Consider the following 23,291-nt stretch of genomic DNA (forward strand, 5'->3'; position numbering starts at 1 on the left):
TAATGGAGAAATCTGATAGATATGTTTTACCTGAGAGACGGATGAGGAGTTACCCAAGAGTTGTAAAAGGAAAACCTCAAAAATACCCAAGAAAAAGCCAGTCAATCTCTTAACTGACTGGCATTACCTACCTGCGGAGCTTTTTCATGTTTAATTTACAGCGCGTACTGCGAGCTTATTCTGGTAATGGAATAAACTGTTTATCACTGTTTTGCACTTTACGCTCACCAACCACCACTTGCAGCTCTAAAGACTGTTCTTCACGTTCAATCAGGATATTCACCGGCTGGTTCGGTTGCTGCAGCGCCACATAATTAATCAGGTGTGATGTTGAGCTAATCTCTTCATCATTCACTTTCAGGATTTTATCGCCACGGCGAATACCGGCTTTGGCCGCAGGACCATTGGCCAAGACATCTGCCACCACCACGCCACTTTGTTTTGGCTCCAGAATATTCTGTTGCTGTACCGGCAATAAGCTAATACCTAACCAGCCACGTACCACGCGACCATCTTTTAAAATCGAGTTCAGTACCTGCTGACAGACCTGTGCCGGAATAGCAAAGCCAATGCCCAAAGAACCGCCCGATTGCGAGAAAATTGCGGTATTAACCCCAATTAAGTTCCCGGCCACATCAATTAGCGCACCGCCGGAATTCCCCGGGTTAATGGCAGCATCAGTCTGAATAAAGTCTTCATAGGTATTAATGCCTAAATCCGAACGGCCGGTCGCGGAAATAATCCCTTGGGTAACGGTTTGACCCACCCCAAACGGGTTACCAATCGCCAGCACCACATCACCGACTTCATTGCCACTGAGTTTAAATGGTAAAACCGGTAACTGATCCAGCTCAATTTTAATTACCGCCAAGTCGGTATCCGGATCGGTGCCGACCACTTTTGCCTCGGCACGACGGCCATCATGCAAGGCCACCACAATCTGATCGGCCTGGGCAATCACATGGTTATTCGTCAAAATGTAACCATCGGCACGTACAATCACCCCGGAACCGAGGCTGTTTTCATTGGGTCCCTGACGATATTGTTCCGGCAACTGATCACCAAAAAATTCACGGAACGCCGGATCATTAAACAAAGGATGATTAGGCTGCTTGATTTTCTGGGTGGTAAAAATATTGACCACGGCCGGTGCCGCCACTTTTACGGCAGCACTATAAGACACCACCCCGCCAGTACGGGTGGTATCAATCAGCGGTTCTACTTTTTCAGCAGGCATTTTTACCCCATCCGGGGCAACGGGAGCTTTCGGTTTTTGAAACTGTTGCCAGCCCAAAAAGCCAATAATCACGATAATAAGTAACACCCAAGGTAACCATGTAAAGGTCCGGCGCACAGCTCTATCCTCTAAAATTTTTTAATTCATTGATGACTAAGTAATTTATGACCTATTGTAAAGCGAAATACATAAGGAAACATAAAAATCACTAAAGAGTTTTGTGCTGCTTTAGTTACAATTCAAAATATGTTTTGATGATAACAATATTAAAGGCTTTTGAGAGATTTATGGTTAAGCTGCATGACCTGATCCGCTGGTGTGATCAAACCTTAAAATCAGCCGAGTTTAAAGACTATGCCCCGAACGGCTTGCAAATTGAAGGCAAGCCGGAAGTCAAAAAAATTCTGTGTGCGGTAACTGCATCACAAGATGCGATTGAAGCCGCCATTGCCGAGCAGGCCGATGTGCTGCTGGTGCATCATGGCTATTTCTGGAAAGGTGAACCCTACCCGATTACCGGAATGCGCGGTAAACGCATTAAAAGCCTAATCCAGCATGATATTTCACTGGTAGGTTATCATTTACCGCTCGATTCACATCCTGAACTGGGCAATAATGCGGCCATTGCTGATATTTTGGGACTGGAGCAACTAGAAGCACTGGACCCGAGTGAACGTCATCCAATTGGCAATATTGGCTATTTAAAACAGGCCATGTCACCAGAAGCGTTTAAAGCCCTGTTAAGTAAAAGACTGGGGTTTGATACCATTCATTTACCGGCCAATCCAACCGAAATCCGCAAAGTCGGTTTCTGTACCGGCGGTGCGCAGGATTATATTCATAAAGCCGCAGCACAAGACTGTGATGCCTATATTTCTGGCGAAGTGTCAGAACGTACCTTTTATGAAGCCAAAGAACTGGGCGTCCATTATTATGCTTGTGGCCATCACGCGACTGAACGCTACGGTGTACAGCGTTTGGGACAGGCACTGGCACGCGAATTTAATCTCGAATATGTCTATTTCGAATTGAATAATCCGATTTAAAACTTGGGAGATGAATTGAGGCTGGCTTATACGTATAAATTAAGGATTTATTGTGTAATGTTATTTATAAGCAATGCGCAATTTTGTTGAATAATCTATTACAATAAGCCGACTTAAACTCAAAACCCAGCATAAGCAAGGAATTGAAAACATGACAACGATTACTTTACCAGCATTACCATATGGTTACGAAGATCTTGCGCCGCACATCAGCAAAGAGACTTTAGAATTTCACCATGACAAGCACCACAACACCTATGTTGTGAACCTGAACAACCTGATCGCAGGTACTGAGCTTGAAGGTAAAACTTTAGAAGAAATCATCAAGGCAAGTGCTGGCGATGCTTCTAAAGCAGGTATTTTCAACAATGCTGCACAAGTATGGAACCACACGTTCTACTGGAACTGTATGGCGAAAAACGGTGGTGGTAAACCTACTGGCGCAATTGCAGCGAAAATTGATGAAGCTTTCGGTTCATACGAAAAATTTGCTGAAGAATTTGCAACTGCTGCTGCAACTCAATTCGGTTCAGGTTGGGCATGGTTAGTGGCTGACGACGTAAACGGCAAACTGTCTATCATGAAAACTTCAAATGCAGATACGCCAATGGCGCACGGCAAAATTGCAGTATTAACGATTGACGTTTGGGAACACGCTTACTACATCGACTTCCGTAATGCACGTCCTAAATACATCTCGACTTTCCTTGAAAGCCTGGTGAACTGGGATTATGCCAACGCGAAACTGGCTGGCCAACCAGCTGGCGTAGAAAAATAATTTTATTATTCTGTGTAAAAAATCACCCTTTATGGGTGATTTTTTTATTTTTAGGGAATCACTGCATAAATCTAAGGCAAATGATTCATTTGTTTAAATAATCTGGTTGACGACCGGCGCATTCCTCCCTAAAATGCGCATCAGATTCTCCAATAGCTCAGTCGGTAGAGCGACGGACTGTTAATCCGCAGGTCCCTGGTTCGAGCCCAGGTTGGAGAGCCATCTAATCTCCCATAGCTCAGTCGGTAGAGCGACGGACTGTTAATCCGCAGGTCCCTGGTTCGAGCCCAGGTGGGAGAGCCAAGATTCTAAAAACCCACTCCAGTTGAGTGGGTTTTTTTATGGCGTTTAGATTGGGGGATTCAATGAGAATCATCATCCTAAAATAGCCCCTACCTGTACCACGGCACCCTGCCCGTCATAGACCAGTAAAAGCCACACACCAAGCTTTCTGCTTCCAAACGCCTTCATTCGTTTATTTTTAATTCAGTTAAACTGAAAAACTGCATTTTTTCAGGTCGCGGGCTTGACCACCTGCCCTTTGCCACCTAGAATGCGTTTTAGATTCTCCCATAGCTCAGTCGGTAGAGCGACGGACTGTTAATCCGCAGGTCCCTGGTTCGAGCCCAGGTGGGAGAGCCAAGATTCTAAAAACCCACTCCAGTTGAGTGGGTTTTTTCTTTATACAAGTATGTGTTGTGTTCAATAGCGCTCAGTCGACTTTCTTCTTTATTGGCTGCCTGGCCACACTGGTGCTGATGCTGCTGGTGGCGGCCTCCTATTTGCGCCCCAAACAGAAATATTTTCCGAAAAAAGTCATTACCCCGTTTGAAGCCAAGATGTTTGCCCGCTTAAAGCAGGCTTTTCCCGAACATCATATTCTGGCTCAAGTTGCTTTTAGTGCGTTAATTACCAATAGTAACTACAAGATCCGTTCCCGCTTTAATCGCAAGGTCACCGATTTTGTTTTGCTGGATCAGCAGATGAATGTGGTGATTATTATTGAACTGGATGATCCCACTCATATTGGCAAAGAAAGTGAAGATGCCGAGCGGGATGCCATGTTGCTTGAGGCGGGCTATCAGGTGATCCGATACACGGAGATTCCGAGTATCAGACAATTGCAGCAGGATATTCTTTAATTAAGGCACTACAGCTTCAGAAGCTGCTGGTTTCGCATTGGCCTGTTGTTGAGCTTGTTGCTGCGCCTGCTGCTGTTCAGCCGCTTCACGCGCTTTAATCCGCGCAATCATCTCTGCCTGCTGCTGTTTGTATTTTTCCTGATTTTTCGCATCGCTGTTGACAGCCAGAAACGCCATACTGACCAGAAAAACAGGAATCAGCAGACCTAAACTGGCCAACAGAATAATCTTTTTGGTATTGGGTGGCTGATTCGGTCGTTGCTGTTCAGGCGCGGTCATGAGAGAGTCCTCTGTCAGATGCATCAAAATGACGCTCAATATAACAAAATCATTTTCGAGGACAAAGCCTCTGTTGATGTTTGCTTGAACCTGAAGATACAACACAGCCGCCTGTACGGCTACAGACGGCTGCGTTACAGATCACGTCAGACTGCTCATCTACCCGATTAGAGGTTCAGCTGAATCTCGCCAAAAACCTGAGTTAAACAGGCCAGATGATCAAAGCCTTGTTCTGGTGTGTCCTGCATCCGCCAAGCCACATAGCCATCCGGACGTACCAGCACGGCACCGGCATCGGCAATTTCCGATTTTTGCTGCCAGGTGGCATAGACATCGCGATGTTCACGTGAACCAATCTGAATCACATCCAAATAGTCCAGCTTTAACCGGGCCGCTGCCGCTTTCCATGCTGCACCCGATAAACCGGTCAGTAGCGTAAGGCGCCCTTTACCGACAATATCCAGGGTGGAATGTTTATAGCCCTGCGCATCAATCAGCCAGGTATGCGGTAGTTTGGCACCCGGACGTGTGGTGGCTTGCAAATACAGCTGCGGGTCCTGTACAAAGATTTCTTCATCTGTTTCTGCCAGCACGGCATTGGACAGATAACGCTGGTTTAGCTCCACCCCTTGAGCATTAAACTCATAATGTTTAATCGCCAGCGCCTGATACAGCTTTTCCCGAATCTCGGCCGCTTCCGGTGTTTCCGCAAAAATCCGCTGCAACATCTCGGCCTGGGTCTGCACGCCCTGATCAAAACCAAATACTGCTTTTAAGTGCTTATAGTCAAAACGGGACTGGTTGGCACGCGCCACAATCTGCTTGCCCACCGGCGCCCGTTCATCACTATAAGAGTCCAGTAGCGCTGGCTTGGCCCAGCCTTTAAGCACATAAGCCAGCTTCCAGCCCAGGTTAAACGCATCCTGCATACAGGTGTTGGAACCTAAACCACTCGATGGCGGATGACGATGTACCGCATCGCCACCACAGAACACACGCCCCACCGAATACTGGGTGGCCCAGGTCTGATTGACATACCAGTAAGATACTTTTTCAATTTCGACCTGCTGCACCTCTTCACCCACAAAGGTGTTCAGTCGCGCCCGAACCTGGGCTTCGGTGACTTGCGGCTCGCCTTTGCTGATATCAAAGCCCCAGCCCATAATCCATTCATTCCAGGGCTGAATGGCACGTAGCAATCCCATGCCCAAGTCACCAAAACTGGCTTCCGGATTCACAATCCATTGTAAAATGGCCGGACGATGCGCCACGTATTTGGACAGGTCGGCTTTAAAAGTGACGTACACGGTTCCGGCACGCGCCATCACTCCTTCTAAGGGCAGCTTCAACTCTTCGACAATTTTCGAACGCGCCCCATCCATACCAATTAAATATTTGGCTCGCAGGCTAAATTCAGTTTGGGTCACCCGATTCAGGAAGGTCGCGGTTACGCCGTGCTCATCCTGAGTATGTGATAAATATTCGGTATTGAAGTTATAAATCGCACCGCGTTCGGCCGCATTCTTGACCAGCAGTGCTTCCATTTTCGGCTGGATCAGATCGACAAAGGGACATGGACTGCCTTTGATGTAATCGCCATGACGTTCATCGCCCGTGCCCCAGCAGCTCATCCGGGCAATTTCTTCCCCGACCAGACTGGTGGTGAGTAAACTTTCGCCCATCTGCTGCCACGGCGTGGCAATGGCTTTGACCTGCTCTTCAATGCCTAAGTCACGCAGAACTTCCATCGCACGCTGATTGGTAATATGCGCACGCGGACTGTTGGCCAGCCAGTTAAACTGGGTAAACAGCTGTACCCTGATGCCATAACTGGCCAAGGCCAGCCCTAAAGTAGAACCCGCCGGCCCCGTACCAATCACCAGCACATCAGTATCATAGTGTGTAGACATTCCGGACTCCTTTCACCGCTGTATCTGTTGCAGAATATTTGTATGCAGTGTAATCCGCTCCATCCAGCCCGCCTATTTCTATGCGTATAAACGATAGTGCTATTGGTTTTAGCTCTAGTCAGCTGCTGGATAAAACACATCAGCTGATGTGAAATGCAGTTCAGACTGTGTTGGGTTACACTAGGGCGATGATCTGCACGGTGGATGAAAGTCATGGAATTACGGCATTTACGCTATTTTGCAGCGGTGGCAGAAGAACAGAGTTTTACCAAAGCAGCCGATAAACTCTTTACCGCCCAGCCCTCTTTAAGCCAGCAGATTAAGGATTTAGAAGAAGAAGTCGGGGTTCGTTTGCTGGATCGCTCCGCGCGGCAGATTCAACTGACCGATGAAGGCCGGGCCTTTTTACCTTATGCCTTGCAAGCGATTGAAAACGCCAAACTTGCAATTGCCGCAGCGCGTCAGGTGGCGCATCAGAAAAACAACCAGATTCATATTGGCTTATTGAACGTGGCCGAGCTGAAAGTGCTGCCGCTGATGCTAGAACGCTTAAAACAGGCCATTCCCAATCTGCAGATTCATATCCAGAGCCTGACCTGTCTGGAGCAGATTCAGCGCCTGAAAAATGCTGAGCTGGATTTAAGCCTGACCCGCTATGCCATTCAGCAGGATGATTTTGTCGATCTTCCCATTTTGTCAGAGAAAATCTATCTGGTGTCAGGGCAAAAATCTGCACCGACCAAGTCGCGGATGAGTGCTGAAGCCTTGCTGCAACAGCGGCTGATTATGTGCGAGCAAACCGCTTCTCCGGTGTTTTATGAACAGGTCAGCCGGCAGGTGCCAATTGAACAGATGCCGGCCGAGCAGTTACTCTGGGTCACCAATGTATTACAGCATATCAACCTGATTAATCTGGGGATGGGCTACAGTTTTGTGCCGGAATATCTGCTACGCTTTCTGGATGAGCATGTGGCGATCATTGAAACTGATTTTGAAGTTCAGCCGCTCCATCTGTATGCCAATTACCGTAAAAATAACCATAATCTGGCACTGCAGCTCATTACTCAGGAACTGGCCAAACTCGAAATCTCGGTCACTGAGAGCTGATTAGCCCCGATCTTCCGGACTGATCATCGAGTTTTAGGAGGATATTATTGCGCAGGCATGTGGGTTTGAATAAAGCGCACCAGCTCGGCATTTCTCTGCACAATGGCCTGGGTATGCGAGGCACCCGGGACCAGTTCATATTCAACCATCGTCCCCATTTCTCTTAAGTTATCTACCAGTGCCGTGGTGACAGCTGCCGGCACAGCAGTATCTGCCTCACCCTGAATCACCATAATCGGTTTATCCAGCTTTTTGGTGGCCGGCTGGTTAATGGCCAGGAAGCGCTTAATGGTTGCATTGTCCTGGAAATTTGCCGTCAGCCCCGGATAATCAGCCACAGCAAGACCACTATTTTCAGTAAAGGCATCTATATCTTCTCTAAAGGACTGCATCAGCTCGTCCAGACATTGGCCATTTTCACCATTGTTGCCTTCGGCTTCTGGCACAATATCCTGCGATTCCGGCTGGAAGATGCTGAGGTAATTAAAGTCCGGTTCATAGGCTTTAATGCCGACCGCGACATAGGCAGCATAGGCCATCAGTTCTGCATAGACATTACGGGCCGTTCCAACCGGATACAGACCAACACTCTCTGCCAGCTCCAGATTGCGAATGGCTGCCGGCGCGACTTCCGCAATGATATAACCCAGACTCGAGGCCGGTGCTGCTGCCACTGCACCTTTATAATTGGCATCCTGATTGGCAAATTCCGCAGTACCCAAAGAGGCATGACCACCCTGTGACTGCCCCACCGACATCCAGGCACCATGCATGTGTGCACCCAGATCTTCTTTTAAGGCGCGTACCGAATAAATGGCAGACTGGGCCGCACTTTCTAAATGTAAATACGGATGAATGCCCGGCGTACCCAGCCCTTCATAATCTGGCGCGACAATCACATAGCCTGCGGCCAGTAAACTTTCCGCCATGGCCTTAAAACGCGGATTTAAACTATTTCGACTCGGTGCACAATGATCGGCAATGCCCACTGTTCCATGTTCCCAGACCACCACACGCCAGCCATCTACCGGACGAGGTGCGGACGGATAAAATACCATGGCGGTAGCTTCTGTTTTCTGGTCACGTACATTTGGCATTTTATAGGTCATGACCCGGATGATCGCACCTTCAATACCATCTTGGGTATAGGCAGCATCAGATACAAAAGTTTTGTCACGGATAAAGTTAAAGTCATTATCATCGCCACCACATGCTGTAAATAACAGCGCCGAGGAGCAGGTTACCGCCAATAACAGTTTTTTAAATGTCGTTGTCATCTTGAATTCCTCTTTATCTTCTTGTTGTTAAGTACTCAGCCTGAGTTCTTTGAATTAAGCATAAAAAAAAGCATCCTGCTCGGATGCTTTGTTGGCTTTTTGCAAGATCAGACTAAATGTATAAGCCTAGAGAAGTGCAAGAAAAATTCCGGTAAAAATCATCAGCCCAACCCAACGGTTATGCCGAAAAGCCCAGAAACATTGCTGCGGATTACGGTCTTTGGTTTTGTGCCATTGATAGATAAAATCCAGTGCCACCGCAGCCAGTGCCACCAGACCAAATGGCATGAACAGATTTTCGATCCACAGCGCCGCGCCAATCAGGAGCAGACTGATCAGCTGCAAGGCAGAAATAATCTCAATATCATAACGACCAAATAAAATGGCTGTCGATTTCACCCCAATTTTGAGATCATATTCGCGGTCAGTAATCGCATATTGAGTGTCATAGGCCACAGTCCAGGCCAGGTTACCAAAGTACAATAACCAGCAGGTTAAATCCGGGGTTGCACCCACCGCGGTATAGGCCATAGGAATAGACCATGAAAATGCGGCGCCCAGAAATACCTGCGGTAAATGAGTATAGCGTTTCATAAACGGGTAGATAAAAGCCAGAAATAACGCCCCAAACGACCAGTAAAAGGTTTCAAGCGGCAAGAACAACAACAGGCAGGCACTGGCAGCAACCAGCACCAGAAACACCATCACCGCTTCTTTGGCGCTAATGATGCCGGTGGCCAAAGGACGGGTTTTGGTGCGCTCAACATGGGCATCGACTTTACGGTCGGCAAAGTCATTAATGGCACAGCCTGCCGCACGCATAAAGATCACACCCAGAATCATTGGAATCAGCACACCTATGGTCGGTGTTCCCTGAGCAGCAATCCATAAGGCCCACATGGTTGGCCAGAACACCAGTTCGGTGCCAATCGGCTTATCAAAACGGCATAAATAGTAATAGGCTTCCAAGCGCTCACGCCAGGTAATTGAATGTGCAGTTGCCATGACTGTCCTTAACCACGTTGCTGTTGAAAAGAAGAATGTAGAAATTGCTCAAAGCTGGGCAAGAAACTTTCTTGCACAATAAATTTACAGCCATGCCAAGTATAGCAGCTCTGTCTGGTCCAGCCTTCGGGCAATAAAATCACCCGGCGCTCACAGGCCGGATTGGTACGTTGAAACAAAAACCGGCCAATCGGCTTTTTACCAATATGCTTGAACAGGCGTGCTTTTTTTTGCAGGCTTAAAATCGGAAAGATGCTTTTGGCTTGAACCCAAGGCTGCTCTTCACAGCCATATAAATAGCTTTCCCGCACCCAGGAGGTATGCTGATGCGGCATGCCCAGCCATTTGGCATCTTCAAAGCTCAGGCGCTGGAAACGTTCACGCAGTGGCTGTACCTGAAACTGGCCACCGGCCAGATCGGTTAATTGTTGTGTCAGAGAGCCCGGTGCATACAGCCATGTCTTCAATCCTGCAGGAATGGTCTGATCCTGAAATTGACAGGTCTGTTGGCCGCGCATCACTTATTCCCCTTTTATCGCTTGGCCTAGTGTAACTGAAATCTGTTACTAAACCATGGGCTTTTCAGCCAAAAAGCGCAAATGTCATATTCACTATCAATCTACCTCACCTAAATGAATATGAAGGCCATAAAAAAATCCGCGACAAGCGCGGATTTTCTGAGCATGAATCTGAGGTCAAATTACAGGCTGTAGTACATGTCTAATTCAACTGGGTGAGTAGTCGTGTTCAGACGACGAACTTCTTCAGTTTTCAGCTCGATATAAGCATCGAGCATTTCTTTTGTAAACACGCCACCTTTTAACAGATAGTCATGGTCAGCGGCCAGTGCTTCCAGCGCCATTTCAAGGCTGTGAGCAACGGTTGGAATTTTTGCTTCTTCTTCCGGTGGAAGATCGTACAGGTTCTTGTCCGCAGCTTCACCTGGGTGAATCTTGTTCTGGATACCGTCAATACCCGCCATTAACAGTGCCGCGAAACCTAAGTACGGGTTCATCATTGGATCTGGGAAACGTGCTTCAATACGTTTGCCTTTCGGGCTAGACACGTAAGGAATACGGATAGAAGCAGAACGGTTACGCGCTGAGTAAGCCAGCATAATCGGTGCTTCGAAGTGCGGAACCAGACGCTTGTACGAGTTAGTCGAAGGGTTAGTAATCGCATTCAATGAACGGGCATGCTTGATGATACCGCCAATGAAGTACAGTGCCATTTCAGACAGACCAGCGTATTCATCACCCGCGAATAGGTTTTTGCCGTCTTTAGAAATCGACATATGCACGTGCATACCTGAACCGTTATCGCCTACCATTGGCTTCGGCATAAATGTCGCAGTTTTCGCGTATTGGTGCGCTACGTTCCACACCGCATATTTGAACTGTTGCACTTCGTCAGCTTTACGCACCATGGTGTTGAAGCTCACACCAATTTCTAACTGGCAAGATGCAACTTCGTGGTGATGTACTTCTACACGACCTGGGCCCATGATCTCTTCAATTTTTGCACACATATCTGCACGCATATCGTGGTGAGAATCAACTGGAGGAACCGGGAAGTAACCGCCTTTAACGCGTGGACGGTGGCCAGAGTTACCGGACTCGTAGTCTTTACCTGTAGACCAAGCCGCTTCTTCAGCGATTAAGGTGTGGCGTGCGCCAGACATGTCGATGTCCCATTTCACTTCGTCAAATACGAAAAATTCTGGTTCTGGGCCAAAGAATGCAGTATCACCAATACCGGTAGACTTTAAGTAATCTTCTGCACGGCGAGCAATCGAGCGTGGGTCACGTTCATAACCCTGACCTGTAGATGGTTCGATGACATCACAAGTCACGACAACTGTTGGTTCCGCAAAGAATGGGTCGATGAAACCAGTTTCAGCGTCTGGACGTAAAATCATGTCAGATGCTTCAATGCCTTTCCAACCAGCAATTGAAGAACCATCAAACATTTTACCGTCTTCGAAGGTATCTTCATCGATACTGTCTGCAGGGTAAGTTACGTGCTGCTCTTTACCCTTAGTATCAGTAAAGCGGAAATCGACCCATTTTGCACCACTTTCTTGTATGAGTTGAAGGACCTTGTTCGCCATGCTCATTTTGCTCCAATGATATTTTGTTGCACACCCAAGTGCGTGTTAGTAGTTGGCAGTTATTAAGCAATTACCGTACCAACTTTTAAAAGCAAAGTTAAAATATTGAATTTCTTATGAGAAATTAAGATTTAGGGATTTTGCTTTGTGCCTATTATACTAGGGCTATACTGAAATGCACCATATTCAAGCACTCTTTGCGATTTTTCCTGCAAAAGATTTCTCGTGTGTATCAAAATAGTGCAAATAATCAGGTTTCATTTTAACACAGCTTAATAATACTGCTGTTTATTTCGCCAATTTCGCGCTTCATGCAATTTTTCTAATGAATTTCAGACTGGATTAATTGAGTGATTTATAGATAAAAACTCTTTTTTCCAGCAAAAATCAGATTTTCATTTATTTCTGCTTATTTTTTCTTCAAGTGCTTTTCTGTGCGCTTTTCGCAAGTCGTGCTCAGCTAAATTTTTATGCCCATTTTAAAATGCGCCATTTTGGTGAATCTGCGTCATTATGCATCATTTTAGGGGTTTGGCAGCAAGAGGGGGTCAACATCACAGCGGACACGTAAAAGCCACAAGCTGAATGCAGCTCAGCCATAAACTTAAAAGATTTCATCTGTATAAAAGCTATTCTGCTTGAAAATGTTCAGCCGCACATGTTTATTTTTTGCTATGATGCTTTGCACTGCGTTTTCCCCGCATTTTTTCGCTCGAAAAATAGCCGTGTTGTGACCTCCCTCCACTTTGGAAAACCAGGCATTTCAGGGAATTCTTCAAGCACAGTCAGGTGCATAAATTTTGACAGGTTAAGCTCATGCTTTTGATGATCGATAATTACGACAGCTTTACTTACAACATCGTCCAGTATTTTGGCGAGTTAAATCAAGAAGTTAAAGTCGTTCGCAATGACAGCGTCACATTAGAAGATATTGAGCGATGGCAACCGAAGTATTTGGTGATTGGTCCCGGTCCGTGCTCACCATCTGAAGCAGGTATTTCCATTCCAGCGATTCAGCATTTTGCCGGCAAAATCCCGTTATTGGGCGTATGTCTGGGCCATCAGAGTATTGGTCAGGCCTTTGGCGGCAACATTGTACGGGCCAAAAAAGTGATGCACGGCCGTTTATCGGATATGTATCACAGCGATCAGGGTATTTTCAGCAATTTGCCCTGCCCGTTTTCTGCGACCCGTTACCACTCGCTGGTGATTGATCAGGCGACTTTACCGGAATGCCTGGAAGTCACCTGCTGGACCAATGAAGCCGATGGTTCTATGGAAGAAATTATGGGCGTGAAACATAAGACATTGCCGGTTGAAGGCGTGCAGTTCCACCCGGAATCCATTTTGAGCCAGCATGGCCACAAAATCTTCCAGAACTTTTTAGAAATTTATGCCTAATTTGCACAAAGTGAACACCATGAATATTCAACAAGCTTTAAATCATATTACAAAACAGATTCACCTGACTCAGCCACAAATGGAAGATGTGATGCGTGCCATCATGTCGGGCGAAGCCACCGATGCGCAAATTGGCGCCCTGATGATGGGCCTGCGCCTGAAAGGTGAAAGCATTGATGAAATTACCGCAGCCGCGCGCGTCATGCGCGAGTTCGCGATTAAAATTGACGTTAGCGATATTCCGTATCTGGTCGATATTGTCGGTACCGGCGGTGATGGCCAGAACCTGTTTAACGTATCGACGGCATCCAGCTTTGTGATTGCAGCCGCTGGCGCCACCATTGCCAAACATGGTAACCGCGGCGTATCGACCAAATCTGGTTCCTCTGACCTGCTGGAACAGGCTGGAATTAACCTAGACTTAAACATGCAGCAAACTGAACGCTGTATCCGCGATATGGGCGTAGGTTTCCTGTTTGCGCCGAACCATCATAAAGCCATGAAATATGCAGTTGGCCCACGTAAAGAACTGGGTATTCGTAGTATTTTCAACCTGCTCGGCCCGCTTACGAATCCGGCCGGAGTTAAACGTTTTGTGATTGGCGTATTCTCCAGCGAACTCTGCCGCCCGATTGCTGAAGTGATGAACCAGCTGGGTGCTGAACACGTGCTGGTGGTGCATTCACGTGATGGTCTGGATGAAATCAGTCTGGCATCTGCCACGACCGTAGCAGAACTGAAAGATGGGGAAATCACCGAATGGACCATTACTCCAGAAGAAGTGGGCATTGAATCGCAAACCCTCACCGGTCTGGTGGTGGAAAACTCGGCAGAAAGTCTGGCCCTGATTAAAGATGCACTTGGCAAAAATAAATCTGAACGCGGTGAAAAAGCGGCCAACATGATTGCCCTGAATGCCGGCGCCGGGATTTATGTGTCTGGTCTGACCAAAACCTATCAACAGGGTGTGGCACTGGCGCATGACATTATTTATGGCGGTCAGGCACTGGAAAAAATGGGCGTACTGGCCGAATTTACTAAAACCTTAAAACAGTACGAAGCTTAAGACGGCAGGATAAAATCATGGTGGATATCGCAAATACCATTTTAGGTAAAATTGTTGATCGCAAACAGGAAGAGTTTGCTGCACGTCTGAAACAGCGCAGTCTGAATGATCTGGAACAACTAGCCCAGGCCGCCACACCGGTGCGCGGTTTTGCCCAAAGCTTGAAAAGCAAACGTCCGGGCGTGATTGCAGAAATAAAAAAGGCCTCGCCATCTAAAGGGATTATTCGTGAAAACTTTAATCCGGCTGAAATTGCCCAGCAATATGAAGCTGCCGGTGCTGCCTGTCTGTCTGTACTGACCGATGTCGATTTTTTCCAGGGCGCTGATGAAAATATCGCGCTGGCCCGCAACCATTGCAGCCTGCCTGCACTGCGGAAAGACTTCCTGATTGATCCTTATGGTGTGGTTGAAGCTCGTGCGCTACATGCCGACTGTATCTTGCTGATTGTGGCCTGCCTGTCAGACCAGCAACTGGAAGAAATGTCGAAAACCGCGTTTGAACACAATCTGGATGTACTGGTTGAGGTGCATGACGAAGAAGAGCTGGAACGCGCTTTGCGTTTAAGTGATCGCTGTCTGCTTGGCGTGAACAACCGTAATTTAAAAACCTTTGATGTGGATTTAAACACCTCATTGCGTCTGAAAAAATTACTCGATCCAGCACGTTTACTGGTAACCGAAAGCGGTATTGCCACCCCGGCAGATGTCAAGATGATGCAGGAGCATGACATTCATGCCTTCCTGGTCGGTGAAAGCTTTATGAAACAACCGTGTCCGGATCAGGCCTTTAGCGAGCTGTTTGGTACGCCGCAAAAGGTCTAAGTCTTGGTGCAGTTCAGGAGGCAGGTTTATCCTGAACTGTGCAATTGCACTGCCCTACTTTCATAGGGCGGTCATCTTCCTATATCGCGCCATCTTAACATCTCTCATTTCAAGCCAGATGCAGCGCCAAGCTGAATCCGTTTCAGTTCAAATCAGGCGTAATTCAGACTATACTGGATTGAAATTTTATCCTCCTATTTTCGATTATGAGCAAACACGATTCTTCGCTATCGAAAGAACAGTTTAAATTACTCAAAGACTTTAAAAAGCAGATCAGTAATCCGCATCCGCGCGTAGAGCCGGCAGCGCCGGCCATCAAAACTGCCGAACAGGAACAGGCCGAAGATTTTGAGCTGTTTCAAAAAGAAATGCGTGGGGTCCAGAAAATGGATCATGGCAATATCGCGCCAGTGGCCCAACCGGCCAAGAAAAAGCTGGATGCCCAGACGCTGGCTAAACGCGCAGCCGCCGAAGGCCCCATGCAAACTGATGAGACCATTTTGTCGGACACGCAAGCCATGCTTAATCCGGTGGGCAGTCAGGCCAGTTTAAGCTACCGCATTGCCACCTTGCAGCATAAGGTGTTTGAAGATTTAAAAGCCGGCAATTTGCGCTGGTTTGAAGCGGTCGACCTGCATGGCTGTACCGTGGAAGAAGCCCGGGTGGCGGTGCTGCAAATTATCCAGATGGCCAAAGATGAAAACCAGAACGTGATTAAAATTGTGCATGGTAAAGGCCCGGAAGCCATTTTAAAAACCTATGTCAATGGCTGGTTACGTCAGCATCGTGATGTTCTGGCCTTTGTCAGTGCACCGGAAAAACAGGGCGGCACCGGTGCGGTGCTGGTTCTGCTAAAACGTGCAGAAAAGAATCCAAAGTTTAAACAATAAGCGGATTTTTCCTCAAAAGCAGGCATTGTTGCGGTTTTCTGCTACAATGCCGTCCTTGTTCAATATCAGTGTAAGTGAACACGTCTTATGTCTATGCAGCAATCCTACGCAAACATTCTTACTGCCGTTGGTGAAGATTTAAATCGCCCTGGTCTCAAAGATACGCCTATGCGTGCTGCTAAAGCATTTTCGTATTTAACCTCGGGTTATAGCCAGACGTTGGCTGAAGTGACCAACAACGCCGTGTTCCCGTCTGATAACCGTGAAATGGTGCTGGTCAAAAATATCGAATTCTATTCGCTATGCGAGCATCACCTGCTGCCATTTTATGGCCGTGTGCATATTGCCTATTTACCGGAAGGCAATGTTTTGGGACTGTCTAAATTTGCCCGTATTACTGAAATGTTTGCGCGCCGTTTACAGATTCAGGAAAACCTGACCCAGCAGATTGCAGAAGCCGTGGCTGAAGTGACCAAAGCCCGCGGTGTTGCGGTGGTGATTGACTCTGCACACATGTGCATGATGATGCGTGGTGTTGGCAAGCAGGAATCGACCACACGTACCGTGTCATTTATTGGTGACTTTAAAACTGATAAAGATGCACGCCGTGAATTTTTAAGTGCCGTACCTGAAAGTTACTAAACCTAAATAATGCTGGAGCCTCGACATCTGTTGGGGCTTTTTTATGTCCTGTTTCTTATACTACCGCTGGTTTCCCTATTATTTTAAGGAATGCAAATGTCTTCAATTTATTTAGCCGGTCAGGGCCTGACCCAAAGTGAATGCAGTGTCGACTTCCCGCGTCCGGATCGTTTGGTCAAAGGCAATCCCAAACGTGATACCTATAGTGCCTATGAACATCCCAATATGAGCTGTGGCATCTGGCAGTGCGAAGTCGGCGCCTGGAATATTGTCTTTGCTGACAATAAACAGGAATTCTTTAATGTGATTGAAGGCGTGGTGCGTATTCATGACCAGCACGGACAATATATTGAAGTTACCGCCGGTCAGGCCGGAATTATTCCACCGGGTTTTGTCGGTACCTTTGAAGTGGTTGCAGCAGTGAAAAAATATTATGTGGTGGTTGAGGCCTAAAATACCGCTTGAGCTTTTTGATGTTTTGGCTGGTTTTATCTTGCTGCTTTGATATAAAAAACGCCCGACAGTTTTGGGCGTTTTTTCATGCCGGGATGAGACTTAAAAGGCTTATTTGGCCAGATAGACCTGATTACGTCCGGCATTTTTGGCGCTATATAAGGCTGCATCTGCGGCATCCAGAAAACGCTGATAATCCGGATGGCCATCATACTGCACTGCGCCAATACTCACGGTAAATTTAAAACTCTCACCTTCAGCAGAACGGATTGGGGTATCTTCAACCCGGCGACGGATGGTTTCGGCAATCATCTGGGCCCGGTTCCAGTCACTATCGACCAGCAGCAATAAAAACTCTTCCCCACCAACCCGGAAAGCATAATCACTACCCTTGCTCGATTCCAGCAGCACTTCGGCCATAAACTGCAAGGCCAGATCACCGGCGGCATGGCCATAGCGGTCATTAATCTCTTTAAAGAAATCGGCATCAATCGCCAGTAGACTTAAAGGTGAGCGGTTTTTGCGCGAGAACTGGATTTCACGAATCAGGATGGTATTTAAATAACGCCGGTTTAACAGCTGGGTCAGCGAATCATTGCCCGTGCCGATATATTCCGCCACCTGAAACAGCTGATCGACCAGATGCTGGATTTCGCGGTTTTTACAGCGAATCTGCTGAATCAGTAACAGCATCTGCTGCTGATCGGAAGTGTCCAGCAGCTGCTGGTTCAACTGATCCACCTGATAAATCCGCTGGATAATAAACTCCACCTGCTCGGCGCTGGCAAAAGCATAGGCTGCTTTATGGATGAACCACAGGCCAAATTCAGATTTGGAAAGTGGCGGATGAAACAGCTGTGACTGATCAGAAAAGGCCTTAAACATCAGCTCATTTTCCCAGTCCAGCAGACAACCGCGCTGGCGGTCTTTTTGCACGGCCACATCCTGCATGGCAGAAAACAGACGGTAGGTGTGTTTCATATCATTATGAATTTCTACCTTGGCCTCATAAGTGCGGCACATGATTTCTGCGGCCAGGCTCAGCACCTGAGTCATATAATCGGCAGCAGCCAGTACATCGGCCTGCGGGGTTTGCAGAAAAAAGGCAAAACTTTTGCGCTGGATTTCGCGGATGCCGCGAATAATCAGCCAAGAAGGAACGCCAATACGCGCATGCACTTCCCCGACTTTCAGCTGCTTGGTGACAATGACTTTAAAATCCTGCTTGAACGGAACCGCAAAACTGTCCAGCAGCCATTGCTGCAGAGCATTTTTCAGGCGGCTACGTACCAGTTCATCGGACAGGAAATAGGAGGCTTCCTGCTCCTGCATCATCTGTCGATAAAATTCGGCCACCAGCACCGTGACATGCTGTTGAATGAACTCGAAGCTATAGCTTAAATCGGTTTCAGAAAATTGCCCGCAAATCGCCTGCCACTGCGCTGCAAGTTCCTCTATACGCTCTTGGTTCATACAACCGCCTCACACAGATGAATTACAGCGCAGATTTTAACGCAGCTGTCACATAAGACAATTCTTTTGTGAATTAAATGAATATTCACTTAATAACAATCTGGATTTTCAAGCCTGACTTCACGACTTCAGCTTAAAAGAACCAGGCATAACCAAGACTGGTCTGATGCCAGTCCTGTTGATTCTGCTGCTGATATTCCCAGCCCAGACGAATCGCATGCTGCGGATTCAGCACATATTGCAGCTGGCTGTGCAGTCTCAAATTCCATTGCTGGGCATCTTCCCAGTATGGCAATTCCACTTGCAGCACACTATTCAGCTGCGGACTCCAGATATTCTGGCAGCCCAAGGTGGGTCCGACACCCACGCGCCAGCCACGACCCAGTGCTTTACCGGCCTGTAGATGGTTTTGTAGCTGGGCATAGCAAATATGCTCACGGTCGGCACTGGCCCAGCTATAGCCCATCTGGACCTGTAAATTGGCTACACCATGCTGTTCCTGAGTGCTGAACTGACCATGCTGATCGAGCGCTTCCTGGGTCCAGCCCAGATTAAAACCCCAGGACAATGGTGTTTTAAACGGCGTAATCGGGTTATAGGAGTTCACCGCCAGCACGTCGAGCTGACTCAGTTTTAGGGTTTCATCCCGATATTGCAGCGCACCCTGTAAAAATAGCAATTGAGTCCCGGTACGAAAACCACCTTGCGGATCGAGCAGATCATGATAGGCTTGCCGATGGCCCAGTTCGATAAAGGATTGTCCCTGCACTTCACCAGTGCTTAACGTCAGATTACGCGCATGATGGCCCTGGCTTGGATCAACGTTTGGGACGTCCGGCGCGCGGCGCTGCTTGTCGACCTGAAGCTGGCTTCGCAGGCTGAGTAATTGGCGTAAACGTGGCTGGGCAAAACCGGTTTCGACCTTGCGGGCTAAAAACTGCAGGTACAGATCATCGTAGGCCATTTCCAGTATTTTGGCCTGCTCTAATGCGGTATAAGGCTGCAATAACGTATTTAAATCGGTAGATTCGGCAAAAGCCAGCTGATGTGCCGCTTGCGCTAGGTCTGTACCATGCTGGCGGGCTTGAGCCAGTAATTGGGTTTCCAGCGCCGGGCGATACACGGTGTCTTTGACCAGATCTGAATCTGCCAGCGCCTTGATGGTTTCAACCGGAATCGACGCCACTTTAAACTGTTGCTGTAAATTCAGCTCTGGACGGACCAGATCAATCAGGCCCAATAAACGATAGGCACAGTTATCACTGAAAAAATAATAGGGAAAGCTGACGTGCTTCATTTCCCAGATATGTTCCACCAGAAAACGGGTTTCATCCGGGCTTAAATCCAGCTCGTATTCCCATAAATCGCGGCTTTCCAGATCACCATATTCCTTAACCTTGCGGTAATACGGCATGAGGGAATATTCACCCGGATACTGTCCGGTCAGACCTTTCCAGGCATAGGACCAGCTTTGCTCACCCGGCACTGTGGCCGCATAATTCACCGCATAGGAAATCAGGTTCAGTTCCTGCTGATCTTTCGGGTCCAGTCGCAGCAAGGTATGCCCGAACATGGAGCTGGGATTGCCCATAAAATCGGTGGCATAAATTAAAGTGGTTTTGTATGGACGAATCTGGCCAATCCATTCATCCAGTTCCGGACAGGCCACGGCAGCCAGTTCCGTCTGTGGAATATTCAGTTGTTGCACCAGCCAGCGGCTACGTGCCGGAAAACGGCATTGTACCGATTGATTTGGCTCGGCCTGCTGAAACAGCGCTGCAATATGCGCCTGTAATTCCTGATTTAAATCGGGTGTTTTGGCCTCTGTTAAAAAATAGCCGGCATAGCTGACAGTACTCTGCCCGGAAGTATTGGCATACATTAAGCGTTGCCAGGTATTTTGCTGTGCCAGTTGCTGCTGTTCAGCACGCTGGATATACAACTGTGCCGGCGTTGAAGATTCAGGAGAAGACGTCGCGGCATACGCCACAGGAGATAACAAAGCAGCACATACAAAAGCAAGAGGTTTCATTCAGCAGATCAATTCTTATTTGGTTCTTATATAGAGAAAAACCCTGCCAGAAGACAGGGTTTTATGGGATGCTTAATTAGACGTAGGCTTTTAAGATGTCGTCTTGTGCCATCACTGACTGTAAAGAAGCCAGCACTTCAACAGAAGTCTGGTTGTCAGCTGAATAAATTTCAGAGAAGTTTTGTTTGGTCACTGCAAAGAAACGTGCTTTGTCTTCTGCTTTAATGCTCAGTAATTCAGCCAGTACGTTCAGGCTTTCACCCTCGCCTACAGCCATATCACGCGCCAGCGTTTCGGCATTTTCATTGGTAAATGTCACCACTTGCGCAGTTACAGTACCAGTACCGCTACAGCCTAAAGTACCGAAGGTAATACCGAACAACTGGTTTGCAAAAATACCATTGGTTGTAGCAGCTAAAATTTTAGGCACTTTACCAGACTGACCTGCCCAAACTTGAGAACCAATACCACAGCCGGCATCAGCGTCTGCAAATGCTGCCGTTGAACCTGCTGCCAATACTGCTGCCAAAGCTAATTTTTTTAACATAAAAGTCTCCAGAATTTATTATCTGAGTTTGTTATTGTTTCACAATGTGTAATTTTTATTACACTGTTTAAAGATAACGCATCCGCCAGCGAACACAAAACACTTTATACCAAAGTGGAAAAATTATTTTTCTGTATCCTTTAAGTGCGCAGGTTTCAGTTGCCAGATGCCATTTGGCTGACGATCACCCAGAATTTTCAAGACCAGCACCAGACTCAGCAATAACAGCAGATACCAGGACCCCAACTTGCCCCAGCCAACCATATGCCAGCTGTCGACCTGACTTGGATACAGCCAGATCTGGTAAAAGGTGCTGATATTTTCTGCAATCCAGATAATAAAGGCCAGTAACAACAAGACCGGTAACATCGGCAGCTGCATCCGGTGATGCTGCAATTCAAACTGGATACGGGTTTTCCAGAATATCAGTACGCTCCAGGCAAACAGCACATAGCGGATATCCGGCACAAAAAACTTGCTCATAAAATTAATATAAGACAGCACCGCCAGACTCAGCATATTGGCAAAACCCGGCAAGCGAGTAAAAGATACCCGATACAAACGCAAGGACCGGGCAAAGAAACTGCCGACAGCCGAATACATAAACCCGGCAAACAGCGGCACGGTCATAATTTTAAATACGGCCGGCTGCGGATACTGCCAGGACGCAATCGCCGGATGGGTCAGAAAAATTTCCATAATCATCGCCAGCAGATGAAACAGCGCAATGACTTTGGCCTCGGCCCAGGATTCCAGCTTGAGATACAGCAGTAAAATCTGAATGAGGACCGCATAAAACAGCAAATAGTCATAACGGAAAAAACCGTAATAGTCCTGGCTACCCAGACTGGCGGTAAAAGCAAAAGCAATCAGCAATAAAATTCCAAATAAGGCAGCCGAAGCTGCCTTATAAGTGAATTCAAAACCTGATTTTAAAATTGTGATCAAGGCTGAATCCTAATATTGTTGCATCTTCTTAAAGGTACTTGGCACTGTATTCATGTACCGTATCAATAAAGACTTTCGGATTGGCCGGATCAACCCATTGGGTAATACCATGTCCCAGGTTGGCAATATAGCCGGTTTTTTCACCATGGGCATAGGCATCATCCAGCATGGCTTTAGTCGCCTTGGCGATTGAGTCCGGGCTTCCATATAACGTGGCTGGATCGAGGTTGCCCTGTAAGGCAGCACGGCCATTCACGGTTTGGCGCGCCACATTTAATGGCGTGGTCCAGTCCAGACCAAAGGCATCGGCACCGGTGGCCACCATTGGCTCCAGCCATTGACCGCCGCCTTTGGTAAATAGAATGACCGGAATTTTACGGCCATCTTTTTCGCGTTGCAGACCCGCTACAATTTTTTGCATATAGTTCAGCGAGAACTCGATATATTCACGATGCGCCAGTGCCCCGCCCCAGCTGTCAAAAATCTGCACCGCTTGTGCACCAGCATCAATTTGCGCATTCAAATAGTCAATCACAGCGACTGCCAGACGGTCGAGCAAAGCATGCAGCACTTCCGGCTGGGCATACATCATCTGCTTGGTAAAGCGGAAATCCTTGCTTGAACCACCTTCAACCATATAAGTCGCCAGCGTCCACGGACTGCCGGAAAAACCAATTAACGGCACCTGTCCGCCCAGAGCTGAACGAATGGTCGATACCGCATTCATGACATAGTCCAGATCTGACTTGGCATTAAAATTCGGCAGATTGGCGACATCCTGCTCGGTACGCACGGTTTTATGAAACTTCGGACCTTCACCAGCCTCAAAGTACAAACCTAAGCCCAAAGCATCCGGTACAGTTAAAATATCGGAGAATAGAATGGCTGCATCCAGCTCATAACGGCGCAAAGGCTGTAAGGTCACTTCACAGGCAAATTCGGTATTTTTGCACAAGGAAAGAAAATCTCCGGCCTTGGCACGGGTTTCACGATACTCAGGCAGATAACGTCCTGCTTGACGCATCATCCATACCGGCGTGGTATCTACGGGTTCACGCAACAAGGCACGTAGAAAACGATCATTTTTTAAGGCCGTCATTTACTTTCCTAACTTCGACTGAATC

Annotated in this window: 22 protein-coding genes and 3 tRNA genes; 13 read left to right on the forward strand and 12 right to left on the reverse strand. The window is 47.5% G+C overall.

What is annotated here, in order from left to right; all coding sequences use genetic code 11:
• Nucleotides 1–175: 175 nt before the first annotated feature.
• Complete coding sequence (locus FTU55_RS11970; RefSeq protein ID WP_005176504.1) at nucleotides 176–1,354, reverse strand: trypsin-like peptidase domain-containing protein; 1,179 nt, start codon at nucleotides 1,352–1,354, stop codon at nucleotides 176–178.
• Nucleotides 1,355–1,524: 170 nt separating this feature from the next.
• Here FTU55_RS11970 and FTU55_RS11975 point away from each other — a divergent pair, with 170 nt between their 5' ends.
• The 6 genes from FTU55_RS11975 (at nucleotide 1,525) to FTU55_RS12000 (ending at nucleotide 4,203) form a co-directional block, all read left to right on the forward strand.
• A complete protein-coding gene (locus FTU55_RS11975) occupies nucleotides 1,525–2,283 on the forward strand; it encodes a Nif3-like dinuclear metal center hexameric protein (protein WP_180047193.1) in 759 nt (252 codons plus the stop codon).
• 151 nt (nucleotides 2,284–2,434) lie between these two features.
• Nucleotides 2,435–3,061 carry a superoxide dismutase gene (locus tag FTU55_RS11980; protein WP_005176500.1) on the forward strand — a complete coding sequence of 209 codons (627 nt, stop codon included), beginning with the start codon at nucleotides 2,435–2,437 and terminating at the stop codon, nucleotides 3,059–3,061.
• A gap of 146 nt (nucleotides 3,062–3,207) precedes the next feature.
• Nucleotides 3,208–3,283, forward strand: a tRNA-Asn gene (locus FTU55_RS11985).
• Between the two features lie 5 nt (nucleotides 3,284–3,288).
• Nucleotides 3,289–3,364, forward strand: a tRNA-Asn gene (locus tag FTU55_RS11990).
• 263 nt (nucleotides 3,365–3,627) lie between these two features.
• A tRNA-Asn gene (locus FTU55_RS11995) sits at nucleotides 3,628–3,703 on the forward strand.
• Nucleotides 3,704–3,759: 56 nt separating this feature from the next.
• Entirely contained in the window at nucleotides 3,760–4,203 is a 444-nt protein-coding gene (locus FTU55_RS12000) for a DUF2726 domain-containing protein (protein ID WP_005176498.1), read from the forward strand.
• Here the strand turns inward: FTU55_RS12000 and FTU55_RS12005 are convergent, their stop codons facing one another.
• Both FTU55_RS12005 and FTU55_RS12010 read right to left on the reverse strand, forming a co-directional pair.
• Nucleotides 4,204–4,482 carry a hypothetical protein gene (locus FTU55_RS12005; protein ID WP_180047195.1) on the reverse strand — a complete coding sequence of 93 codons (279 nt, stop codon included), beginning with the start codon at nucleotides 4,480–4,482 and terminating at the stop codon, nucleotides 4,204–4,206. It lies immediately after the preceding gene.
• Nucleotides 4,483–4,649: 167 nt separating this feature from the next.
• Nucleotides 4,650–6,392, reverse strand: coding sequence for an FAD-dependent monooxygenase (locus tag FTU55_RS12010; protein ID WP_180047197.1), 1,743 nt, complete (start codon nucleotides 6,390–6,392; stop codon nucleotides 4,650–4,652).
• A 213-nt stretch (nucleotides 6,393–6,605) separates the two neighbouring features.
• On the opposite strand from FTU55_RS12010, the gene FTU55_RS12015 reads away from it, so the two are divergent.
• Nucleotides 6,606–7,499: a LysR family transcriptional regulator gene (locus FTU55_RS12015; protein ID WP_168381697.1), complete on the forward strand. Its 894-nt coding sequence runs from the start codon at nucleotides 6,606–6,608 to the stop codon at nucleotides 7,497–7,499.
• A gap of 44 nt (nucleotides 7,500–7,543) precedes the next feature.
• Here FTU55_RS12015 and FTU55_RS12020 read toward each other — a convergent pair whose 3' ends face one another.
• The 4 genes from FTU55_RS12020 to glnA form a co-directional block, all read right to left on the reverse strand.
• Complete coding sequence (locus FTU55_RS12020) at nucleotides 7,544–8,776, reverse strand: S9 family peptidase (RefSeq protein WP_180047198.1); 1,233 nt, start codon at nucleotides 8,774–8,776, stop codon at nucleotides 7,544–7,546.
• A 126-nt stretch (nucleotides 8,777–8,902) separates the two neighbouring features.
• Nucleotides 8,903–9,781 (reverse strand): 4-hydroxybenzoate octaprenyltransferase, encoded by an 879-nt coding sequence (ubiA, locus tag FTU55_RS12025; protein ID WP_168381698.1) that lies wholly within the window; start codon nucleotides 9,779–9,781, stop codon nucleotides 8,903–8,905.
• An 8-nt stretch (nucleotides 9,782–9,789) separates the two neighbouring features.
• Nucleotides 9,790–10,299, reverse strand: coding sequence for a chorismate lyase (locus tag FTU55_RS12030; RefSeq protein ID WP_005176485.1), 510 nt, complete (start codon nucleotides 10,297–10,299; stop codon nucleotides 9,790–9,792).
• 182 nt (nucleotides 10,300–10,481) lie between these two features.
• Complete coding sequence (gene glnA, locus FTU55_RS12035) at nucleotides 10,482–11,897, reverse strand: type I glutamate--ammonia ligase (RefSeq protein WP_171065055.1); 1,416 nt, start codon at nucleotides 11,895–11,897, stop codon at nucleotides 10,482–10,484.
• 810 nt (nucleotides 11,898–12,707) lie between these two features.
• On the opposite strand from glnA, the gene FTU55_RS12040 reads away from it, so the two are divergent.
• The 6 genes from FTU55_RS12040 to FTU55_RS12065 all read left to right on the forward strand — a co-directional run bounded on the left by FTU55_RS12040 (nucleotide 12,708) and on the right by FTU55_RS12065 (nucleotide 17,167).
• Nucleotides 12,708–13,292, forward strand: coding sequence for an aminodeoxychorismate/anthranilate synthase component II (locus FTU55_RS12040; protein WP_005176479.1), 585 nt, complete (start codon nucleotides 12,708–12,710; stop codon nucleotides 13,290–13,292).
• 19 nt (nucleotides 13,293–13,311) lie between these two features.
• Nucleotides 13,312–14,358 (forward strand): anthranilate phosphoribosyltransferase, encoded by a 1,047-nt coding sequence (trpD, locus tag FTU55_RS12045; protein ID WP_016659977.1) that lies wholly within the window; start codon nucleotides 13,312–13,314, stop codon nucleotides 14,356–14,358.
• A gap of 17 nt (nucleotides 14,359–14,375) precedes the next feature.
• Nucleotides 14,376–15,182, forward strand: coding sequence for an indole-3-glycerol phosphate synthase TrpC (gene trpC, locus FTU55_RS12050; protein ID WP_005176475.1), 807 nt, complete (start codon nucleotides 14,376–14,378; stop codon nucleotides 15,180–15,182).
• Nucleotides 15,183–15,388: 206 nt separating this feature from the next.
• On the forward strand, nucleotides 15,389–16,072 hold the full coding sequence (locus FTU55_RS12055) for a Smr/MutS family protein (protein ID WP_005176474.1): 684 nt from the start codon (nucleotides 15,389–15,391) through the stop codon (nucleotides 16,070–16,072).
• Between the two features lie 93 nt (nucleotides 16,073–16,165).
• Complete coding sequence (gene folE / locus FTU55_RS12060; protein ID WP_005176473.1) at nucleotides 16,166–16,714, forward strand: GTP cyclohydrolase I FolE; 549 nt, start codon at nucleotides 16,166–16,168, stop codon at nucleotides 16,712–16,714.
• A gap of 96 nt (nucleotides 16,715–16,810) precedes the next feature.
• A complete protein-coding gene (locus tag FTU55_RS12065; protein ID WP_005176472.1) occupies nucleotides 16,811–17,167 on the forward strand; it encodes a cupin domain-containing protein in 357 nt (118 codons plus the stop codon).
• Nucleotides 17,168–17,278: 111 nt separating this feature from the next.
• On the opposite strand, the gene FTU55_RS12070 is transcribed toward FTU55_RS12065, so the two are convergent.
• The 5 genes from FTU55_RS12070 to hemE form a co-directional block, all read right to left on the reverse strand.
• Entirely contained in the window at nucleotides 17,279–18,640 is a 1,362-nt protein-coding gene (locus FTU55_RS12070) for a diguanylate cyclase (RefSeq protein ID WP_180047200.1), read from the reverse strand.
• A gap of 133 nt (nucleotides 18,641–18,773) precedes the next feature.
• A complete protein-coding gene (locus tag FTU55_RS12075) occupies nucleotides 18,774–20,672 on the reverse strand; it encodes a DUF4105 domain-containing protein (RefSeq protein WP_180047202.1) in 1,899 nt (632 codons plus the stop codon).
• A 76-nt stretch (nucleotides 20,673–20,748) separates the two neighbouring features.
• The gene (locus FTU55_RS12080) at nucleotides 20,749–21,219 is read right to left on the reverse strand and encodes a DUF3015 family protein (RefSeq protein WP_005176467.1); all 471 of its coding nucleotides are present in this window, start codon (nucleotides 21,217–21,219) and stop codon (nucleotides 20,749–20,751) included.
• Nucleotides 21,220–21,342: 123 nt separating this feature from the next.
• Complete coding sequence (locus FTU55_RS12085) at nucleotides 21,343–22,167, reverse strand: DUF817 family protein (RefSeq protein ID WP_016659970.1); 825 nt, start codon at nucleotides 22,165–22,167, stop codon at nucleotides 21,343–21,345.
• A gap of 28 nt (nucleotides 22,168–22,195) precedes the next feature.
• Nucleotides 22,196–23,266 (reverse strand): uroporphyrinogen decarboxylase, encoded by a 1,071-nt coding sequence (gene hemE / locus FTU55_RS12090; RefSeq protein WP_005176463.1) that lies wholly within the window; start codon nucleotides 23,264–23,266, stop codon nucleotides 22,196–22,198.
• Between the last annotated feature and the right edge of the window lie 25 nt (nucleotides 23,267–23,291).

The sequence above is a fragment of the Acinetobacter sp. YH12117 genome (genome assembly GCF_013418865.1).
Taxonomy (GTDB): Bacteria; Pseudomonadota; Gammaproteobacteria; order Pseudomonadales; family Moraxellaceae; genus Acinetobacter; species Acinetobacter indicus.